Source organism: Timaviella obliquedivisa GSE-PSE-MK23-08B, from assembly GCA_019358855.1.
GTDB lineage: Bacteria > Cyanobacteriota > Cyanobacteriia > Elainellales > Elainellaceae > Timaviella > Timaviella obliquedivisa.
Window position 1 is genome coordinate 564,423 of record JAHHII010000001.1, and the last position, 15,941, is coordinate 580,363.

The window sequence follows — 15,941 nt, forward strand, 5'->3', positions numbered from 1 at the left end:
CGATCGCTCCTTCGTCTTTACAACTAAATGGTGAGGCTAGTCCTTATCTCCATAGCTCTGTTCATTAACCTGTCTTCATCATTCTGATTATGTTTTACCGCTTCTCCAACCTCTATAAGCAATTGCGTCGGCGTTGGTTTTATGGCTTTCTGTCAACCCTTGTGGCAGTGGGGCTAATTGTTAGTACGCCTCAATCGGCTCCAGCTATTCCTTGGGGTGAGTTGATCTTGCGTGGCATCCAAGTGGTGCAACTCTCTAGCATTTCAGATCAGCAGGAAGTTTCTTTAGGCGGCAAGATTAATGAGCAATTGATTGGTCGGAATGACGTGAAGCTGTATGCCAACAGTAGCGTTAAGCAATACATCAACTCTATCGGTCAGCGGTTGGTACCCGAGAGCGATCGCCCCAACATTCCCTACACATTCCAAGTCGTCGAAGACAGCGCCCTTAACGCCTTTGCAACAATGGGCGGCTATGTGTATGTTACCACTGGGTTGATTAAGGCTGCGGACAATGAAGCACAGCTTGCTAGTGTTATAGGGCATGAAATTGGGCATATTGCGGCAAAGCACGCCCTCAAACAAATGCGAGAGGCGGCTCTGACTCAAGGCGCTTTGAGTGCTGCGGGTCTCAACACTAACACTGCGGTCGGCATTGGAGTTGAACTGGCGCTTAATCGTCCTAACAGTCGGCAAGATGAGTACGAAGCAGATGAATTAGGACTCGCTACTTTGACCCGTGCCAGCTATGCTCCGGGGGCAGTAGTGGCATTTATGGAAAAGCTATTGAATCAAAGGTCGGTGCCGACTTTCCTCAGCACTCATCCAGCAACGGGCGATCGCATTACTCGTTTAGAAGAGGCGATCGATCCGGCAACAGAAAATAATGGTGATGGCTTAGACCGGACAGCTTACCGCAAAAAAATCAGTCCGTTATAGCTAAGTCAGGACGGTATTAGTAAACAGAGTTATGGCGATCTGAAGGAGTGTCATATTCTCAGCCTTAACTCTGTTTGCTAAGCTCTTCTTCTTAGCTATTGCTATGACTGTAGATTGACTACGAGTAAAGAAGATTGACTATGAGTGAAGAACCTGTCGCCGCCGAGCCAGGATTTGCTCGGGTAGAACAAGCGTTATAGCATCTGCTAGGGGTAAAGTGCGAGAGCGCCGCTGAAAAACATTAACTTGGTGAACCATTTGATTGGTGAAGTCAAACCCTGTCAGCCAGCCGCTTTTTGGATGGTACGCCCCGGTATCAATATCTAGCCAGCCTTGCCCCTGGGCTAGCATTCCGGGTCGGATTCCTGGAAGGGTAAAAGTAATCGTGTGCCCTGTAATAATCAGCTTGTCTGGAAAGTATGGCTTGGGAATACTGTGGAACTCTTCACGAATCCAGCAGTATTCTTGAGACGTTTGTTCAGCAAGGGGTAGGTGAGGATGTAAGCCCGCATGAACTAACCAAACATCTCCTAAATCCAAATAGGTCGGTAAGGTTTGGAACCAGTCAAGATGCTTCAATAAACCGGCTGCATCGCTGAAGCTATTGACTGTATTTTGCCCGCCACTATGGAGCCAAGCGCCTAAACCAGGGGTAAAGGATCTGCCTTCGGGAAAAGCTTCCAAGAGTAGCTGCTCATGGTTGCCCAGAACACACGGATAATTGTGGTTTTGAACAAATTGAATCACTTGGGCGCTTTTAGGACCGCGATCGATCAAATCGCCTACAAAGTAAACCTGATCATCTTGACCAGGGGCGATCGCTTCCATTAGCTTCATCAAGCCATCAAAATGACCATGGACATCTCCGATGAAAATGCGACGACATCCAGACACGCTCTCTAGGCTCCTATCAAGGTAATCAGTACAACAAACGTTCTTTTAGTTTGCCCAAGAAACCGTTTACTAATCTGATGAAAGTATAAAGATCCCTTAAAGGTTTGATAGAGTCTAGCCGCAAGAGCAGCTCACAATCACTGGCTGAGCGCCCGAAGGAACTGTTGTAGTGATGCTAATATTCCTTTTTTAGAAGGTTTAGGAGTATCGGGTGATGTGCCTGCTGCCTCTGCCAAAATTTGGTCAAGGACTTCGCCAACGGGCTTTTGAGGTTGTTCTGCTACTAGTTCGTAGCCTTCTTCTTTTTCAACCCAAACTTGCCAGGGGTATGGGTAAGCCCGCAGAATGGCTGCACCTTCAAGCGATCGCAAGTAATAGCAAGACTCGAAGGTACTCAAAAATCGCTCTCGTAACCTTCGTCCAGCATAGCCAATCCCAATAATTGCAATATCTTCCATGCGAGGATTAAGCAGCACAACAGGACGATCCGTTGCCTGTTCGCAAAGCTTTTCAACCTGCTCTACTTCTACTGAAGAAGGCTCAATGAAAATAAACAGTTCCTCTTCAGACTGAATCTCTGCTTTAACGTCGTTGATGCCCCGAATCGGGTAAGGCTTTTCGCCCCAGTCACGGCGGGCAAGTGCAGCCGAACCTGGATCAGGAAAATAGACCCGCAGCTTATTACCTAAATGCTCGAAAGCCGGAAGAAACTGTGCTGCAATGGGCATGATTTTAAGTTCTGGAAAAACCAACTCGACCTGAAGACGCGGATACCCAGCGGCGATCGCGGCTAGGGTTGCTTCACGGGCTTGAACGACTGCTTCGTCTAAATTATTGGGAAGAGGCATAGGTAAATAGAGTCTATACTCGGGTCGGGTCAACGTAACCCTGAATGCTTTCGGGCTGGAATTGGCGTAGAATACGGGTTGCCTTGTTGGTTAGGTTTGCAGCCCCTTTGACCACAACCAGATATTTACCTTCGCTGAGGCGGTTGCGATAAGGCAGAGCATCGCCACCGCCGCTGGTAAGTCCAACGCTGCCGCCCACAAAGAAGCTCCCCATTGCTCCACCGATCGCGCCAAAAATGCCGCCAATGATATGGTTTCCTATCATGCCTGCCCAGTGGAACAGGTCGTACTGAGTGGCAACGCTAAAGCCGAAGCCTGCCAAAAAACCAAAAGGTACCAGCCAGTACGACATCAAAGTTGCTTGGCGACGGGCGGGCTGTTTAGGGTCAATAAAGCCAAATTCGTCAGCGGTTTTATAGCCTTTGCCAAGAATAGTGACTTGGCTGACGGGCACTTTCTCTTTCTCAAGGGCAACATAGGCTGCTTCGGCTTGGATGCGATCGGACAGGACTGCAATAACGTAATTATCCATCATAAGATGTAATCGAGGAGGGCTGAATCCTTGAAATACACACCTTACACCATAGCAGGATTGATGCGCTGGGAGCTTCTAGCTAACTGTTTCCAGGTTAGGAAATTGACTAAGAACGACCTCAACGGCTTCCTCTAGGTGATCCACAATCCAATCAGGGTGGTGCTGCTGAAGTTGAGTCCGATCGCGAATGCCCGAGAGTACGCCAATCGCGGGGATACCATTAGCTTGTGCCGAGAGAATATCCGCTTCAGTATCACCAATCATCCAGGTTGGGGCAGGTGCCAGTTCTGAAAGCGCCTGGGTCATCAGTTGAGTTTTGTCGGCGATGTCATTAGTTTTGACGTAGTCGTTGCTGAGGCAATAGCGGCGATCGGGGGCAAAAAACTTGCCTAAGTCGTACCGAGTTAGGGCATTGTCTAGCTCGTCAACTCGGCGCATCGTCATTGTAACAAGTTCGATCGAGTCCAATTGGTGTAAGCGTTCAAGAGTGGCGATCGCGCCAATTACAGGTACGTCATAAACCAGGTACGGTTGAGTGTGGACAGTTTGCCGCCGGATACGAGCAAATTCTAGAGCCTGCGTTTCGTCTAAGCCAGAAAGCTGACCAATTTGACGTTCAGGGACTTGCGATCGCTTGAGATGCCAAAACTCGTCTTTGCTAAGGGTTGTAGTGGCTTGCTCAGGCAGAGTCACGCAGCTTAAACAAAACAAGTAAGTTTGGTAATACCGCTCAGAAACGTCCATGATAGGTCCATCGAAGTCGGTAATAATTCTCAGCATTTTAAGAAGCAAGTTTAATGAAATTATTAACTTTCATTAAACACTTTTTTGACGGATGGTCACAAGAAAGAGATTCTGTAATCTATGAAAAATTTTGGACGGAATATTTAGGTTTCTGCTCAGTTCATTCTGCTATCTCTAGGTGCTGATTCTCTAGCTTAAGTTTTCTCCATGAGCAAAATTACGAAACAGCGTATTGAGAATACTGCCTGAGTGAGGGATGGTGAAACCCAACCACTATCTCTTGCCTTGAGATTCCCATCTCTTCTAGCTCATCCCCGATGTCAATATCTGTATTATTTTCCTGAAGCCAGATTTTTTCCTCTTTAATATCAAAGTGAAAGATGCAGGAGTGAACTCGCCGTTTTTGCTCCCACCCTGTCCGCAGCAAAAGATAATGGTCGTGCTCCTGATCAAATACTACCTGGGTTTCCATACTTGGTTCCCCTAACCTATGACTAGCATAGTCAGTGAGGAACTTACGCAAGCATTGACGATAGTAATTTAGCTTATCCATAACTGAATCTCCTCAATATCAGAATTGTAGACAATGAGTTTGATGGGATAGCACTGTAAGACTTTCTGAATTAGTACTTCTCTAAATAAAGACTCGTAGGTTAAGTCCGGAACTGCCATATAGTGTACGGTCTGGATCTTTTTCATTGAGAGCAACCTGATAGGCTAAGTACTGCCCTAATGCACTATAGAAATCTGTGATTTTCGAGGCTCTGAGGAAACTCTTGACTTCAACTGCAATTTTTCTGTTGTCTTTCTCAGCGGCGATTAATTGTTCAGCAGCTAAGTCGATTTGAAGGTTCAAATTACCAATACTTAAGTACAAAGGGTCGTGAGAGATTATCCACCCATCTTGATTAAGAGCATTTTTGACTAAATCATGGAAGATATCTTTTCTAGACATAGTTTCATCCTTAGTCAGTTCCAAGGACGATCGCTGACCTCTAAAAAGTTCTAAAGCGCGATCGCCCCCTGCACCCTTTTCTCAGCCGCTGCTAAGACTTCGCCTCTCGCCCATTGATCGGCTTCTATGATGTCTTCTAAAGTGGGACTGGCTTGATTGTGAGGATGATGGCGATCGCACACTGCCTCGATCACCTTGGGAATATCTAAAAACTGAATCTTTTCTTCTAAAAATAATGCGACTGCCTGCTCATTCGCTGCGTTCAGAACCGCAGGCATAGAGCCACCTGCCCGACCCGCCGCATACGCGAGTTGCATACAAGGATATTTTTGATGATCGGGTTCGCGGAAGGTCAAATCGCCTGCCTTAACCAGATCAAGGCTCTGCCAGTCGGTGTAAATTCGCTCTGGGTAGGACAGGGCATAGAGCAACGGTAGCCGCATATCGGGCCAGCCCAACTGCGCTAAAACCGATGTGTCTTGAAGCTCAATCAGCGAGTGAATAATGCTTTGGGGATGAATGACGATATCAATATGGTCATAATCAACGCCGAACAGGTAGTGCGCCTCAATCACTTCCAATCCTTTGTTCATCAATGTGGCAGAGTCGATCGTAATTTTCTGCCCCATTGACCAGTTAGGATGCTTGAGCGCGTCTGCTACTTTGACGGTTGCAAGTTTCTCTACAGGCAAATCTCGGAAAGCGCCACCGGATGCTGTCAGAATAATGCGCCGTAAGCCATTTTTGGGTACGCCCTGGAGGCATTGAAAAATTGCTGAATGCTCGGAGTCGGCAGGAAGAAGCTTGACTCCGTATTCTTTGACGAGGGGCAAAACGACTGGGCCACCAGCGATCAAGGTTTCTTTATTAGCAAGGGCGATGTCTTTGCCTGCTTTGATGGCGGCTAGAGTGGGCAACAGTCCGGCACAACCCACAATGCCTGTAACGACGGCTTCTGAGTCGCCGTAGCGAGCCACTTCGACGATCCCCTCTTCGCCGCTTAGGAGAATCGGCTGAGGAGAAAGGTCAGCGATCGCCGCTTTCACGATTTCTAGCTGCTCAGGATCGCAAATTGCCGCAATTTCTGGGCGAAATTGTCGAATTTGTGCTGCCAGCAAGGCTCCATTGCGCCCTGATGCTAGACCCACCACCCGGAATTGATCGGGGTTTTGCTGAACAATATCTAAGGTTTGAGTGCCGATGGAGCCGGTCGAGCCGAGCAAAGTAATGGCTTTCACAGTTTTTTCATGATTAGCAGCTCTTCAACTATAAAGTGCCAGGGGGACAGGAGGATGGAGTGACTTTAAAGGAAAGCTAGATTTCGATCGCTCTAGATCAGCCACGGCTCTTAGCCCTACTTCTTAGCCCTACTGAAGAAGGTTGCTGTAATCTTGCTGAAATCCCACTGAGGAGTGAGGCTAGAATCTTAACTATTGGCAACCTTCCACCTCTTCCTACCCTTAAAATCTATGCCTGTGCGCCCCCCTCACAATGCTTCTCGCTCTGCTGATGCTCTAGCCATGGCAATGCAATCTGTCACGCTGGGCAATCCTGTTCTAACCGCCGATACGGAAGATGATGGAGCCAACTTAGACGACTTTTTCTACGACGTACCCGGCAGTATGCCCGGAACGCTGAGCATTGAGAGCGATGCTCACCCCCCGACTATTTTTTTGATCGACTACAACAGTGAGGCGGCTACGCGCATTAAGTTAAATACGCCCGAGGAATGCATCCCCTATCTAGATTCTCACTCTGTCTCTTGGGTTGACCTGCAAGGACTGGGAGATGAGGATGTGCTGCGTCGCTTGGGCGGAGTGTTTGGGCTGCATCCCCTAGTGCTGGAAGATGTGGTGAACGTCCCGCAACGCCCCAAGGTGGAAGAATACGACGAGCAGCTTTTGCTGATTGCCCGGATGATTATGTTGAAGAAGAGCGGCAAAGGGTTTATTAGTGAGCAGGTCAGCTTTATTTTGGGGCGGCATTACCTACTGACTGTGCAGGAAGAACCTGTTAATGATTCTTTTGACCCGGTGAGAGAACGGATTCGCAACAATAAAGGCTGTATTCGGCGAACAGAGTCTGATTACTTAATGTATGCTCTGCTGGATTCAGTAATAGACGGGTTTTTTCCGGTGTTAGAAGGTTATGGCGAGGCGATCGAAGATTTAGAAGATGAAGTGGTGGATAATCCCACGCGCCAAACCCTTGAGAAAATCCATAAGCTGAAGCGAGATTTATTAATGCTGCGGCGAGCAATTTGGCCTCAAAGAGATGCCATTAATGCTTTGATTCGGGATGGCAGCGATTTAATTAGCGATGATGTGCGGGTCTATCTGCGAGATTGTTACGACCATGCGGTGCAGGTGCTAGATATGGTAGAAACTTACCGGGAACTAGCTTCCAGCTTAATGGATGTGTATTTATCTTCCATTAATAACAGAATGAATGAGGTAATGAAGCTGCTAACGGTAATTTCAACTATTTTTATTCCGTTAACCTTTATAGCAGGGGTGTACGGCATGAACTTTGACACCGAAAAGTCGCCGTGGAATATGCCGGAGTTAAATTGGTATTGGGGTTATCCTCTATGCTGGGGAGTGATGGTAGCGATCGGCTTATCTTTGGTCTACTATTTCTACCGCAAAGGATGGTTCGAGAACCTCTCTGATATTAAGCCAGACAGCAAGCCAAGCAGCAAGCCAGATATGAAGCCGGGTCTGAAGGAGTGATAGGATTCTACGGAACCTTCTTATATAACGAGTTCTGGCTATGGATCTAAAGTCTCTGATTCGAGATGTTCCTGACTTTCCCAAACCGGGCATTGTGTTCAAGGACATTACCACGCTGCTCAATCACGCTGAAGGCTTCCGCTACTGCATTGATTCTATGGCGGAAAAGGTGACTGACCTCAACGTCGATTACATTGTGGGAATGGAATCACGAGGCTTTATTTTTGGAACGCCGTTGGCATACAAAATGGGCGTGGGCTTTGTGCCTGTGCGGAAGCCTGGGAAGCTACCCGCTGCTGTTCATGCAGTAGAATACGCGCTGGAATATGGAAGCGATCGCCTAGAAATTCACCAGGATGCTTTCCACCCCGGCAGCCGCGTGTTAGTTGTTGATGACTTAATTGCCACTGGAGGAACTGCCGCTGCAACCGCCCAACTGATTGAGCAAACGGGCAGCTTGCTTGTAGGATTTGGTTTCGTCATTGAATTAACTTTTCTAGAAGGGCGCAAGAATTTACCCAACGTGCCGATCGTCTCCCTCCTCGAATATTAGAATTGAAGCTTAGAATTGAAGCCTAGAAACTATGAGCCTTACCCTGAGCCTCAAATGACTGCCAAATCTTCCCTCCTTCAGCCTCTGCTGCAAAACGTTATTGGCTTCTTGCAAAGCGAGACGCTGGTGTATATTTTGCGGCGGCTGCTGCAAGCCTTTTTAACAATATTGTTAGCTTCCGCTCTGAGCTTCTTCATTATTCAACTGGCTCCGGGGGATTATTTGGATGCACTCCGGCAGAACCCTCAGATTTCGGAAGAGACGATTAAAGGATTGCAGCAGCGGTTTGGGTTGGACAAGCCGATCGTCGAGCAATATTTTCTGTGGCTGAGACAAATTGTGACCCAGGGCGATTTTGGCATTAGCTTTGCCTATCAGCGTCCGGTGGTAGCTTTGCTCTGGGAGCGGGTGCCAGCGACACTGCTGATTGCACTGGCATCGCTGGTGGTGACTTGGGCGATCGCCATTCCCCTAGGAGTCCTGGGTGCAGTGCAGCAGAATCATTGGAGCGATCGTGTCATCCGCACCATCAGCTACATTGGGCAAGGCTTCCCAACCCTGATTACAGGCTTACTGCTCCTCTTCTTCGCCCAACTTACTTCTCCCCTTTTCCCAGTGGGCGGCATGACCAGCATTGAACACGAAGACCTCACCGCCTTTGGTAAAGTTCTAGACATCGCCTGGCACATGGTTCTACCCACGATCGCCCTCAGCATTACCAGTTTCGCTGGACTACAACGCATTGTGCGGGGCGAGTTGTTAGATGTGCTGCGCCAAGATTATGTCCGTACTGCCCGCGCTAAGGGCTTGCCTGAGAACCGAGTGATTTATGTTCACGCACTGCGCAATGCTGTTAATCCGCTGATTACTCTTCTTGGCTTTGAGTTTGCCGGACTGCTGGGCGGAGCCTTTATTACTGAAACCTATTTCAACTGGCCTGGTCTAGGACGATTGACGCTGCAAGCCGTGCAGAATCAAGATATTTATCTGCTGATGGCAAGCCTGATGATGGGCGCAGTACTGCTGATTATCGGAAATTTGCTGGCAGATTTGCTGCTAACGGCGATCGATCCCAGGATCAAATTATCAGATATGCAATAGGCAGATAATCCTTCCTCTCAATCTCGTCCCCCTTTCAGATAAGATTGGAGATGCTTAAATTTGCGATCGTCCGCGTTCTCAGATTTAAGCAAATTGTTTGATTAAATTTAACGGCAGCCGCAATCCGGCGCGCTGCATCTAGGTAGGGAAGAAAACCTGGTATGAGCAAAGAGGCTATTTACGACAAGGTCAAGAAAATTGTGGTAGATCAACTCAGCGTTGACGCTGATGCTGTGAAGCCCGAAGCTAGCTTTGCCAACGATCTCGGCGCAGATTCTTTGGATGTCGTCGAACTCGTGATGGCTTTAGAAGAAGAATTTGACATCGAAATTCCTGACGAAGCAGCAGAAAGCATCGCTACAGTTCAGGCTGCGGTGGACTATATCGACAGTAAAGCTGCTGTGTAAGAAGACCCAAAAACTGCTTGGAATGAGGGTAAGTCTGGTCTTAAATCTGCCTTACTTCTCATTCTTCAAAAAATGTTACACGTTCCGGGTGTCGAAGCCCTCGAAACTGCCGTCATGACAAGTTATGAATTGAAGCGAGTTGTGGTTACGGGCTTGGGTGCCATAACCCCCCTGGGTAACACTCTGGCTGAGTACTGGGAAGGACTATTAAGCGGTCGTAATGGCATTGCGCCCATTACACTGTTTGATGCATCGAAGCACGGTTGCCGCATTGCCGGGGAGGTCAAAGGGTTTGATCCTCATATTTACCTCGATCGCAAAGAAGCAAAACGAATGGATCGTTTCGCTCAGTTTGCGGTTTGCACTAGCAAGCAGGCAGTAGCAGATGCTGGACTAGAAATTAATGACCTGAACGCGGATCAAATTGGGGTGGTCATTGGTACGGGCATTGGCGGTTTAAAGGTCATGGAAGAGCAGCAGGAAATCTATCTCAATCGAGGCCCCGATCGCTGTAGCCCCTTCATGATTCCGATGATGATCGGCAATATGGCAGCGGGTCTAACTGCTATTCAGCTAGGGGCGAAAGGACCTAACTCTTGTCCAGTCACCGCCTGCGCATCGGGGTCTAATGCTGTAGGTGATGCTTTCCGCTTGGTGCAGAGAGGCTATGCTCAAGCCATGATTTGCGGTGGCACAGAGGCAACAGTAACGCCGTTGACGGTGGCAGGGTTTGTGGCTTGCCGCGCTATGACCAGCCGCAACGACGACCCTGCCCATGCCAGCCGACCGTTTGACCGCGATCGCGATGGCTTTGTTCTGGGCGAAGGCTCCGGCATCCTGATTTTAGAGGAGTTAGACCATGCTCTCAGCCGAGGCGCAAAAATCTACGCTGAAGTCGTGGGCTACGGCATGACCTGTGATGCCTACCACATAACCTCTATCGTTCCGGGTGGAGAAGGCGCAGCCCGTGCCATTCGGCTGGCGATGAAAGACGGCGGTTTAGCCCCTGAAGACATTAGCTACATCAATGCCCACGGCACCAGCACGCCTGTCAATGATCCGACAGAAACAGCGGCAATTAAAACGGTCTTGGGCAAACATGCTTACAAGGTTGCCATTAGCTCTACCAAATCTATGACGGGGCATCTTTTGGGTGGTTCGGGCGGCATTGAAGCCGTTGCTGCTGTGATGGCGGTGGCAAACGATCGCATTCCTCCTACGATTAATCTGGAGAACCCTGACCCTGAGTGCGACCTAGACTACGTGCCTAACAAAAGTCGATCGCAGCCTGTAGAAGTTGTGCTTTCCAATTCCTTTGGGTTTGGTGGACATAACGTCACGTTGGCGTTTCGCAAGTTTAAGCCCTCAGTTTAATCTGGGTTAAACCCTCCCATCAGCAAGGCTCTTCTGTTTCTGCTAACAAACAGTCCTAGATCATTGACCCTTTACGATATACACTTTAAAGAACAACGAATAGGTATACTTGCCTACCGTTTTTAGGTAATTATCGCCTTCTTCCCTGCCTCACTTGCCCGAAGCTCCTAACCCGTCGTTGAGTAAAAGACATTATGGCTGTTGCAACCCAATCCCTCGAAGAACTCTGTATTAATTCCATTCGCTTTTTGGCAGTTGATGCTGTTGAAAAAGCAAAGTCTGGACACCCCGGACTGCCGATGGGCGCAGCGCCAATGGCGTTTGTCCTATGGGATCAGTTCATGCAGTTTAATCCTAAGAACCCCAAGTGGTTCAACCGCGATCGCTTTGTCCTGTCAGCAGGACATGGTTCCATGCTGCACTATGCTCTTCTGCACCTGACGGGTTACGACAGTGTTTCCATCGAAGACATTAAACAGTTCCGCCAATGGAAATCGAGAACCCCGGGACACCCCGAAAACTTTGAGACGGCTGGCGTTGAAGTGACCACAGGTCCCTTGGGTCAAGGCATCGCTAACGGCGTTGGTTTGGCATTGGCAGAAGCTCACTTAGCAGCAAAGTTCAACAAGCCCGATTGCACTCTAGTGGATCATTACACCTACGTCATCCTAGGCGATGGGTGCAACATGGAGGGTGTTTCTGGTGAAGCCTGTTCCATTGCTGGACACTGGGGCTTGGGCAAGTTGATCGCGCTGTATGACGACAACCACATTTCCATCGACGGTTCTACCGACGTTGCTTTCACTGAAGATGTGAGCAAGCGCTTTGAGGCGTATGGCTGGCACGTGCTGCACGTAGAAGATGGCAATAATGACTTAGATGCTATTGCTAAGGCGATCGCCGAAGCCAAAAAAGTCACCGACAAGCCGACGATGATCAAAGTCACCACCACCATCGGCTACGGTGCACCCAACAAGCAAAACACGGCTGGCATTCACGGGGCAATGCTAGGCACCGATGAGGTCAAACTCACCCGCGAAAACCTCGATTGGAACTACGAACCCTTCGAGCTACCCGCTGACGCTGTGACACACATGCGTAAAGCGGTTGAGCGCGGTGCCACCTCTGAAGCCGAATGGGAAAAGACTTGGGCAGAGTACAAATCCAAGTATGCTACCGAAGCGGCTGAGTTCGATCGCATGATCAGCGGCAAGCTGCCTGATGGTTGGGACAGCGTTCTACCCACCTACACCGCTGAAGACAAAGGTTTGCCTTCCCGCAAATACTCTGAAATCTGCCTCAACAAACTGGCTCCGATTCTTCCTGAACTGATCGGCGGTTCGGCTGACTTGACCCACTCCAACTTGACGGAACTCAAAGGCTTCGGCGATTTCCAGAAGGGGCACTACGAAAATCGCAACGTCCACTTCGGCGTTCGTGAACATGCCATGGGCGCAATTTGCAACGGTATGGCGCTGCACGGCTCTGGCTTGATTCCCTATGGCGCGACCTTTCTGATCTTCACTGACTATATGCGGGCAGCGATTCGTCTGTCGGCACTGTCTCAAGCCGGATCGATTTGGGTGATGACCCACGACTCCATTGGTCAAGGTGAAGACGGCCCCACGCACCAACCCATCGAAACCCTCGCGTCTCTAAGAGCCATTCCTAACTTGACCGTGATTCGTCCGGCAGATGGGAATGAGTCGTCTGGAGCTTACAAAGTGGCGATCGAAAATTCTAAGCAACATAAGCCGACGCTGATGGCGTTCTCTCGCCAAAACTTGCCTAGCTTGGCGGGTAGTTCCATGGAAGGCGTTGCCAAAGGTGGCTATGCGGTAATTGATTGTGAAGGCACACCCGACATTATCTTGATCGGCACGGGTTCGGAAGTGGGCTTATGCGTCACCGCTGCTGAAAAGCTGGCGGCTGAAGGCAAGAAAGTCCGCGTTGTATCCATGCCTTCGACCGATTTGTTTGATGCTCAAGATGCGGCGTACAGAGAGTCCGTCCTCCCTAAAGCTGTGACCAAGCGTTTAGTTGTGGAAGCCGGAACTAGCTTTGGCTGGCACAAGTATATTGGCACTGAAGGCGATGCTGTGTGTATCGATCGCTTTGGCGCTTCGGCTCCGGGTGGGGTTTGTCTGGAGAAGTTTGGCTTCTCGGCAGATAACGTGTTCGACAAAGCAAAAGCATTGTTGGGCTAATTGAATGGGTTGACTAAATTTGATTGAGTTAGCTCAATTGTAAAGAGTCCCGGCATTTTTAACGTGCCGGGACTCTTTGTGTTTTAGGATGCTTCAAAAGCCATGACAGAGAAATTAGAGCCGCGATCGCTGAGTATCAAATGAGCGAAGATAAGGGCGATCGGTGGCGAGTAAAGTAGCAGAAATCATTCTTGGAGTAGCAATGATCATTCTGAAAACAGCAAAAATTATTCCAAGAGCAGCAAAGACCATTCCAGAAGTAAAAACCATCATTCTGGAAGTAATGAAGATCATTTCAGGAGTAGCCATGATCATTTCAAAAGTAACAACGATCGCGATCAAAGCAACAAATCACGTAACAAAGGTTAGAGCGACCCTTGCGGTATCTGCAAAGCAGCGCGCGCCAACACAAGCTCATGCTTTATTAATCCTGCCCAAGTGCTCGAACTTGTGGATAATTAACGCAGACACATCCAAATCTGCCCATGCCTGACTCTTCGCGAAACCAGGGAATTGATCAAACGACGCTGCACGATAGCGCGATCCAGCAGACGCAAGCCGGACAGGATGCCCTGAGTTTTCAAAATTCGCCCCATGCGATCGTCACGATTAATCATGTAGTGCAAACGCTGTTTCCGCCGCAGCCCCAGCTTCAGGTCGATTGGCAATGGGCAACGCAGATTTTGAAACAACGACAGCAGCCAGAGATTCGGGGAAGATTGAAGGACGCGTTAATTCAGCAGCAGCAGTTGTGGGTAGAAGTGGAAGAGCAACCGCACCAGGTGGGACGGAATCCGTTGGAGACAGTACGACAGTTGCAAGTTGCAGACAAAACTCCAGAAACCCTAGAACCAGGGCAACTGATGGTTGAGGTGTTGGGGCGCGATGATATTCAGGGTCGGCTGTTGATTTTGGGTGTGCCGGGGGCTGGAAAAACGACGGTTCTCCTGCGTTTGGCAGAACAGTTGGTGATAGGAGCGCTGCAAAACCCCGAAACGGTGATTCCGATTATTTTTGAATTGTCGGCTTGGAAGGACGATCGCCAGGGGCTAGAAGCCTGGTTGATTGAGCAGCTTTACGATAATTTTGGGGGCAACCGTAAGACTTACAAGCAGTGGCTAGATCGGCGAGTATTGCTGCCGCTATTGGATGGGCTGGATGAGTTGGGCATGGAGCGGCAACGGAAATGTTCGGCAAAAATTAATGAGTTTGCACTGCATTATCCGCAGCTAGTGGTTTGCTGCCGCCTGAAGGAGTATGAAGAAGCGGGGGTGCGGCTGGATGGATTGCAGGGGGCAGTGTGTTTGCAGCCGTTAAGCAATGGGCAGATTCAAAACTATTTGGCGAAGATCGATCGCCTGGAACTATGGCAAGCAGTACAGGCATCGGATGAAATGCAGCGGTTACTAGAGCCGGACGCAGAGGGCGAAGTAGGGTTGTTGCGGGTGCCGTTGTTTGTGGCGATGGCGGCGGCGGTGTATGAGCCTTCGCAGCGGTTTGGCAGTAAGGCGGAGTTGCTGGAGAAGTATTGGGAGCGACAGTTGGCGCGGGATACGCGGGAGAGCGATCGACGGCAGAAGGTGGGCGATCGGCAGTGGGCTTATAAGACAGTGGAGTTGGAACCCGATCGGCGGGATACGCGGCAGTATTTAGAGTGGTTGGCAAGAACGTTGAAAAAGAACAATCAGACCGAGCTATTGCTTGAGAAAATGCAGCCGAGGTGGTTGGATACGCAGTGGCAAAAGTGGCACTATCGAATAATGGCTGGGTTAATTACTAACCTCATTTATGGACTGATTTTTGGGTTATTTCTTGCCGCATTGATAGGGCTGTTAATTTACCTTGGACAGAGTCCAGACATTTCGCTTGATGAACCAGTTGCAATCGTTGCCGCAATTCTTGCCTGTTTATTTCTGGGCTTAATAGTTGGACTAGCTTTTGGATTAATCTTCGGACTAATTGGTAAATTTTTTTTCAAGTTGGATAATATTCAACCTGTAGAATCCTTTCAGATTTCACTAACACTTGCAGTAAGACGTAAAGTTTTACAGAGCGTGATTTTTGGGTCAGTTATTGGGCTAATTTTTGGTTTGCTTGAGGGTTTGCCCCAGGGATTAGCTGTAATGCTAAAGCGTGCGTTATTCTATGCTTTGTTTTACGCAGCGTTTTATGGAGTTCCTTATGGATTAATTAGCGGATTGAAAGAGGAATTAAAAGTGCGATCGCGCCCCAACCAAGGTACTTGGAATTCCCTACGAAGCATGATATTTACGGCTGCCTTAAGCTACCCGCTTAGTCTTCTTTCGGTGGCATTCTATCTGCCTGCCCAAACCTTAAATGGTGCAACCGAAGAAACGAAAGCAATAATTTTGTCTCCTCTCCCGTTTCTAAGCTTAGGCACAGGACTCTCGATCTTCATCGGCTTTTGGTTTGGTGGCGGATACTCCTTCCTTAAACACTTCGCTCTCCGCTTCATCCTTGCCTGCCACCACTTCACTCCCTGGCGTTACGTCCGCTTCCTCAACTACTGCACCGAGCGCCGCTTGCTGCAACGGGTCGGTGGGCGCTATCGGTTTATTCACCGCGAGTTGTTAGAACACTTGGCACAGGGCGAGTACGGCAGCAACATAGAATAGCTCTTGTTTTATACTGA

Annotated in this window: 15 protein-coding genes and 1 pseudogene; 9 read left to right on the forward strand and 7 right to left on the reverse strand. The window is 49.0% G+C overall.

Features of this window, described 5'->3' with window-relative positions:
* Positions 1 to 89: 89 nt before the first annotated feature.
* The gene (locus KME11_02740; GenBank protein ID MBW4514126.1) at positions 90 to 938 is read left to right on the forward strand and encodes a M48 family metalloprotease; all 849 of its coding nucleotides are present in this window, start codon (positions 90 to 92) and stop codon (positions 936 to 938) included.
* A 138-nt stretch (positions 939 to 1,076) separates the two neighbouring features.
* Here KME11_02740 and KME11_02745 read toward each other — a convergent pair whose 3' ends face one another.
* The 7 genes and pseudogenes from KME11_02745 to dxr all read right to left on the reverse strand — a co-directional run bounded on the left by KME11_02745 (position 1,077) and on the right by dxr (position 6,152).
* Positions 1,077 to 1,832 carry a serine/threonine protein phosphatase gene (locus tag KME11_02745; protein ID MBW4514127.1) on the reverse strand — a complete coding sequence of 252 codons (756 nt, stop codon included), beginning with the start codon at positions 1,830 to 1,832 and terminating at the stop codon, positions 1,077 to 1,079.
* Between the two features lie 137 nt (positions 1,833 to 1,969).
* The gene (locus KME11_02750; protein MBW4514128.1) at positions 1,970 to 2,680 is read right to left on the reverse strand and encodes a DUF1995 family protein; all 711 of its coding nucleotides are present in this window, start codon (positions 2,678 to 2,680) and stop codon (positions 1,970 to 1,972) included.
* A gap of 13 nt (positions 2,681 to 2,693) precedes the next feature.
* Entirely contained in the window at positions 2,694 to 3,215 is a 522-nt protein-coding gene (locus KME11_02755) for a hypothetical protein (GenBank protein MBW4514129.1), read from the reverse strand.
* 75 nt (positions 3,216 to 3,290) lie between these two features.
* Positions 3,291 to 3,995 (reverse strand): HAD family hydrolase, encoded by a 705-nt coding sequence (locus tag KME11_02760; GenBank protein ID MBW4514130.1) that lies wholly within the window; start codon positions 3,993 to 3,995, stop codon positions 3,291 to 3,293.
* Positions 3,996 to 4,176: 181 nt separating this feature from the next.
* A complete protein-coding gene (locus KME11_02765; GenBank protein MBW4514131.1) occupies positions 4,177 to 4,512 on the reverse strand; it encodes a XisI protein in 336 nt (111 codons plus the stop codon).
* Positions 4,500 to 4,914 (reverse strand): annotated as a pseudogene (locus tag KME11_02770) (fatty-acid oxidation protein subunit alpha). Before KME11_02770 ends, KME11_02765 begins: the two are co-directional and overlap by 13 nt.
* 50 nt (positions 4,915 to 4,964) lie before the next feature.
* Positions 4,965 to 6,152: a 1-deoxy-D-xylulose-5-phosphate reductoisomerase gene (gene dxr / locus KME11_02775; protein ID MBW4514132.1), complete on the reverse strand. Its 1,188-nt coding sequence runs from the start codon at positions 6,150 to 6,152 to the stop codon at positions 4,965 to 4,967.
* Positions 6,153 to 6,434: 282 nt separating this feature from the next.
* Between dxr and corA the strand changes: the two genes are divergently transcribed.
* From corA to KME11_02815, 8 genes are all read left to right on the forward strand, one after another.
* A complete protein-coding gene (gene corA / locus KME11_02780) occupies positions 6,435 to 7,646 on the forward strand; it encodes a magnesium/cobalt transporter CorA (protein MBW4514133.1) in 1,212 nt (403 codons plus the stop codon).
* Between the two features lie 40 nt (positions 7,647 to 7,686).
* A complete protein-coding gene (locus KME11_02785; protein MBW4514134.1) occupies positions 7,687 to 8,199 on the forward strand; it encodes an adenine phosphoribosyltransferase in 513 nt (170 codons plus the stop codon).
* A gap of 54 nt (positions 8,200 to 8,253) precedes the next feature.
* The gene (locus KME11_02790; protein MBW4514135.1) at positions 8,254 to 9,300 is read left to right on the forward strand and encodes an ABC transporter permease; all 1,047 of its coding nucleotides are present in this window, start codon (positions 8,254 to 8,256) and stop codon (positions 9,298 to 9,300) included.
* A 161-nt stretch (positions 9,301 to 9,461) separates the two neighbouring features.
* On the forward strand, positions 9,462 to 9,707 hold the full coding sequence (gene acpP / locus KME11_02795) for an acyl carrier protein (GenBank protein ID MBW4514136.1): 246 nt from the start codon (positions 9,462 to 9,464) through the stop codon (positions 9,705 to 9,707).
* A gap of 114 nt (positions 9,708 to 9,821) precedes the next feature.
* Positions 9,822 to 11,081, forward strand: a complete 1,260-nt coding sequence (gene fabF, locus KME11_02800) for a beta-ketoacyl-ACP synthase II (protein ID MBW4514137.1) — start codon at positions 9,822 to 9,824, stop codon at positions 11,079 to 11,081.
* Positions 11,082 to 11,275: 194 nt separating this feature from the next.
* The gene (tkt, locus tag KME11_02805) at positions 11,276 to 13,288 is read left to right on the forward strand and encodes a transketolase (protein MBW4514138.1); all 2,013 of its coding nucleotides are present in this window, start codon (positions 11,276 to 11,278) and stop codon (positions 13,286 to 13,288) included.
* A gap of 202 nt (positions 13,289 to 13,490) precedes the next feature.
* A complete protein-coding gene (locus tag KME11_02810; GenBank protein ID MBW4514139.1) occupies positions 13,491 to 13,781 on the forward strand; it encodes a hypothetical protein in 291 nt (96 codons plus the stop codon).
* Entirely contained in the window at positions 13,774 to 15,924 is a 2,151-nt protein-coding gene (locus KME11_02815; protein ID MBW4514140.1) for a hypothetical protein, read from the forward strand. Before KME11_02810 ends, KME11_02815 begins: the two co-directional genes overlap by 8 nt.
* Positions 15,925 to 15,941 lie beyond the last annotated feature (17 nt).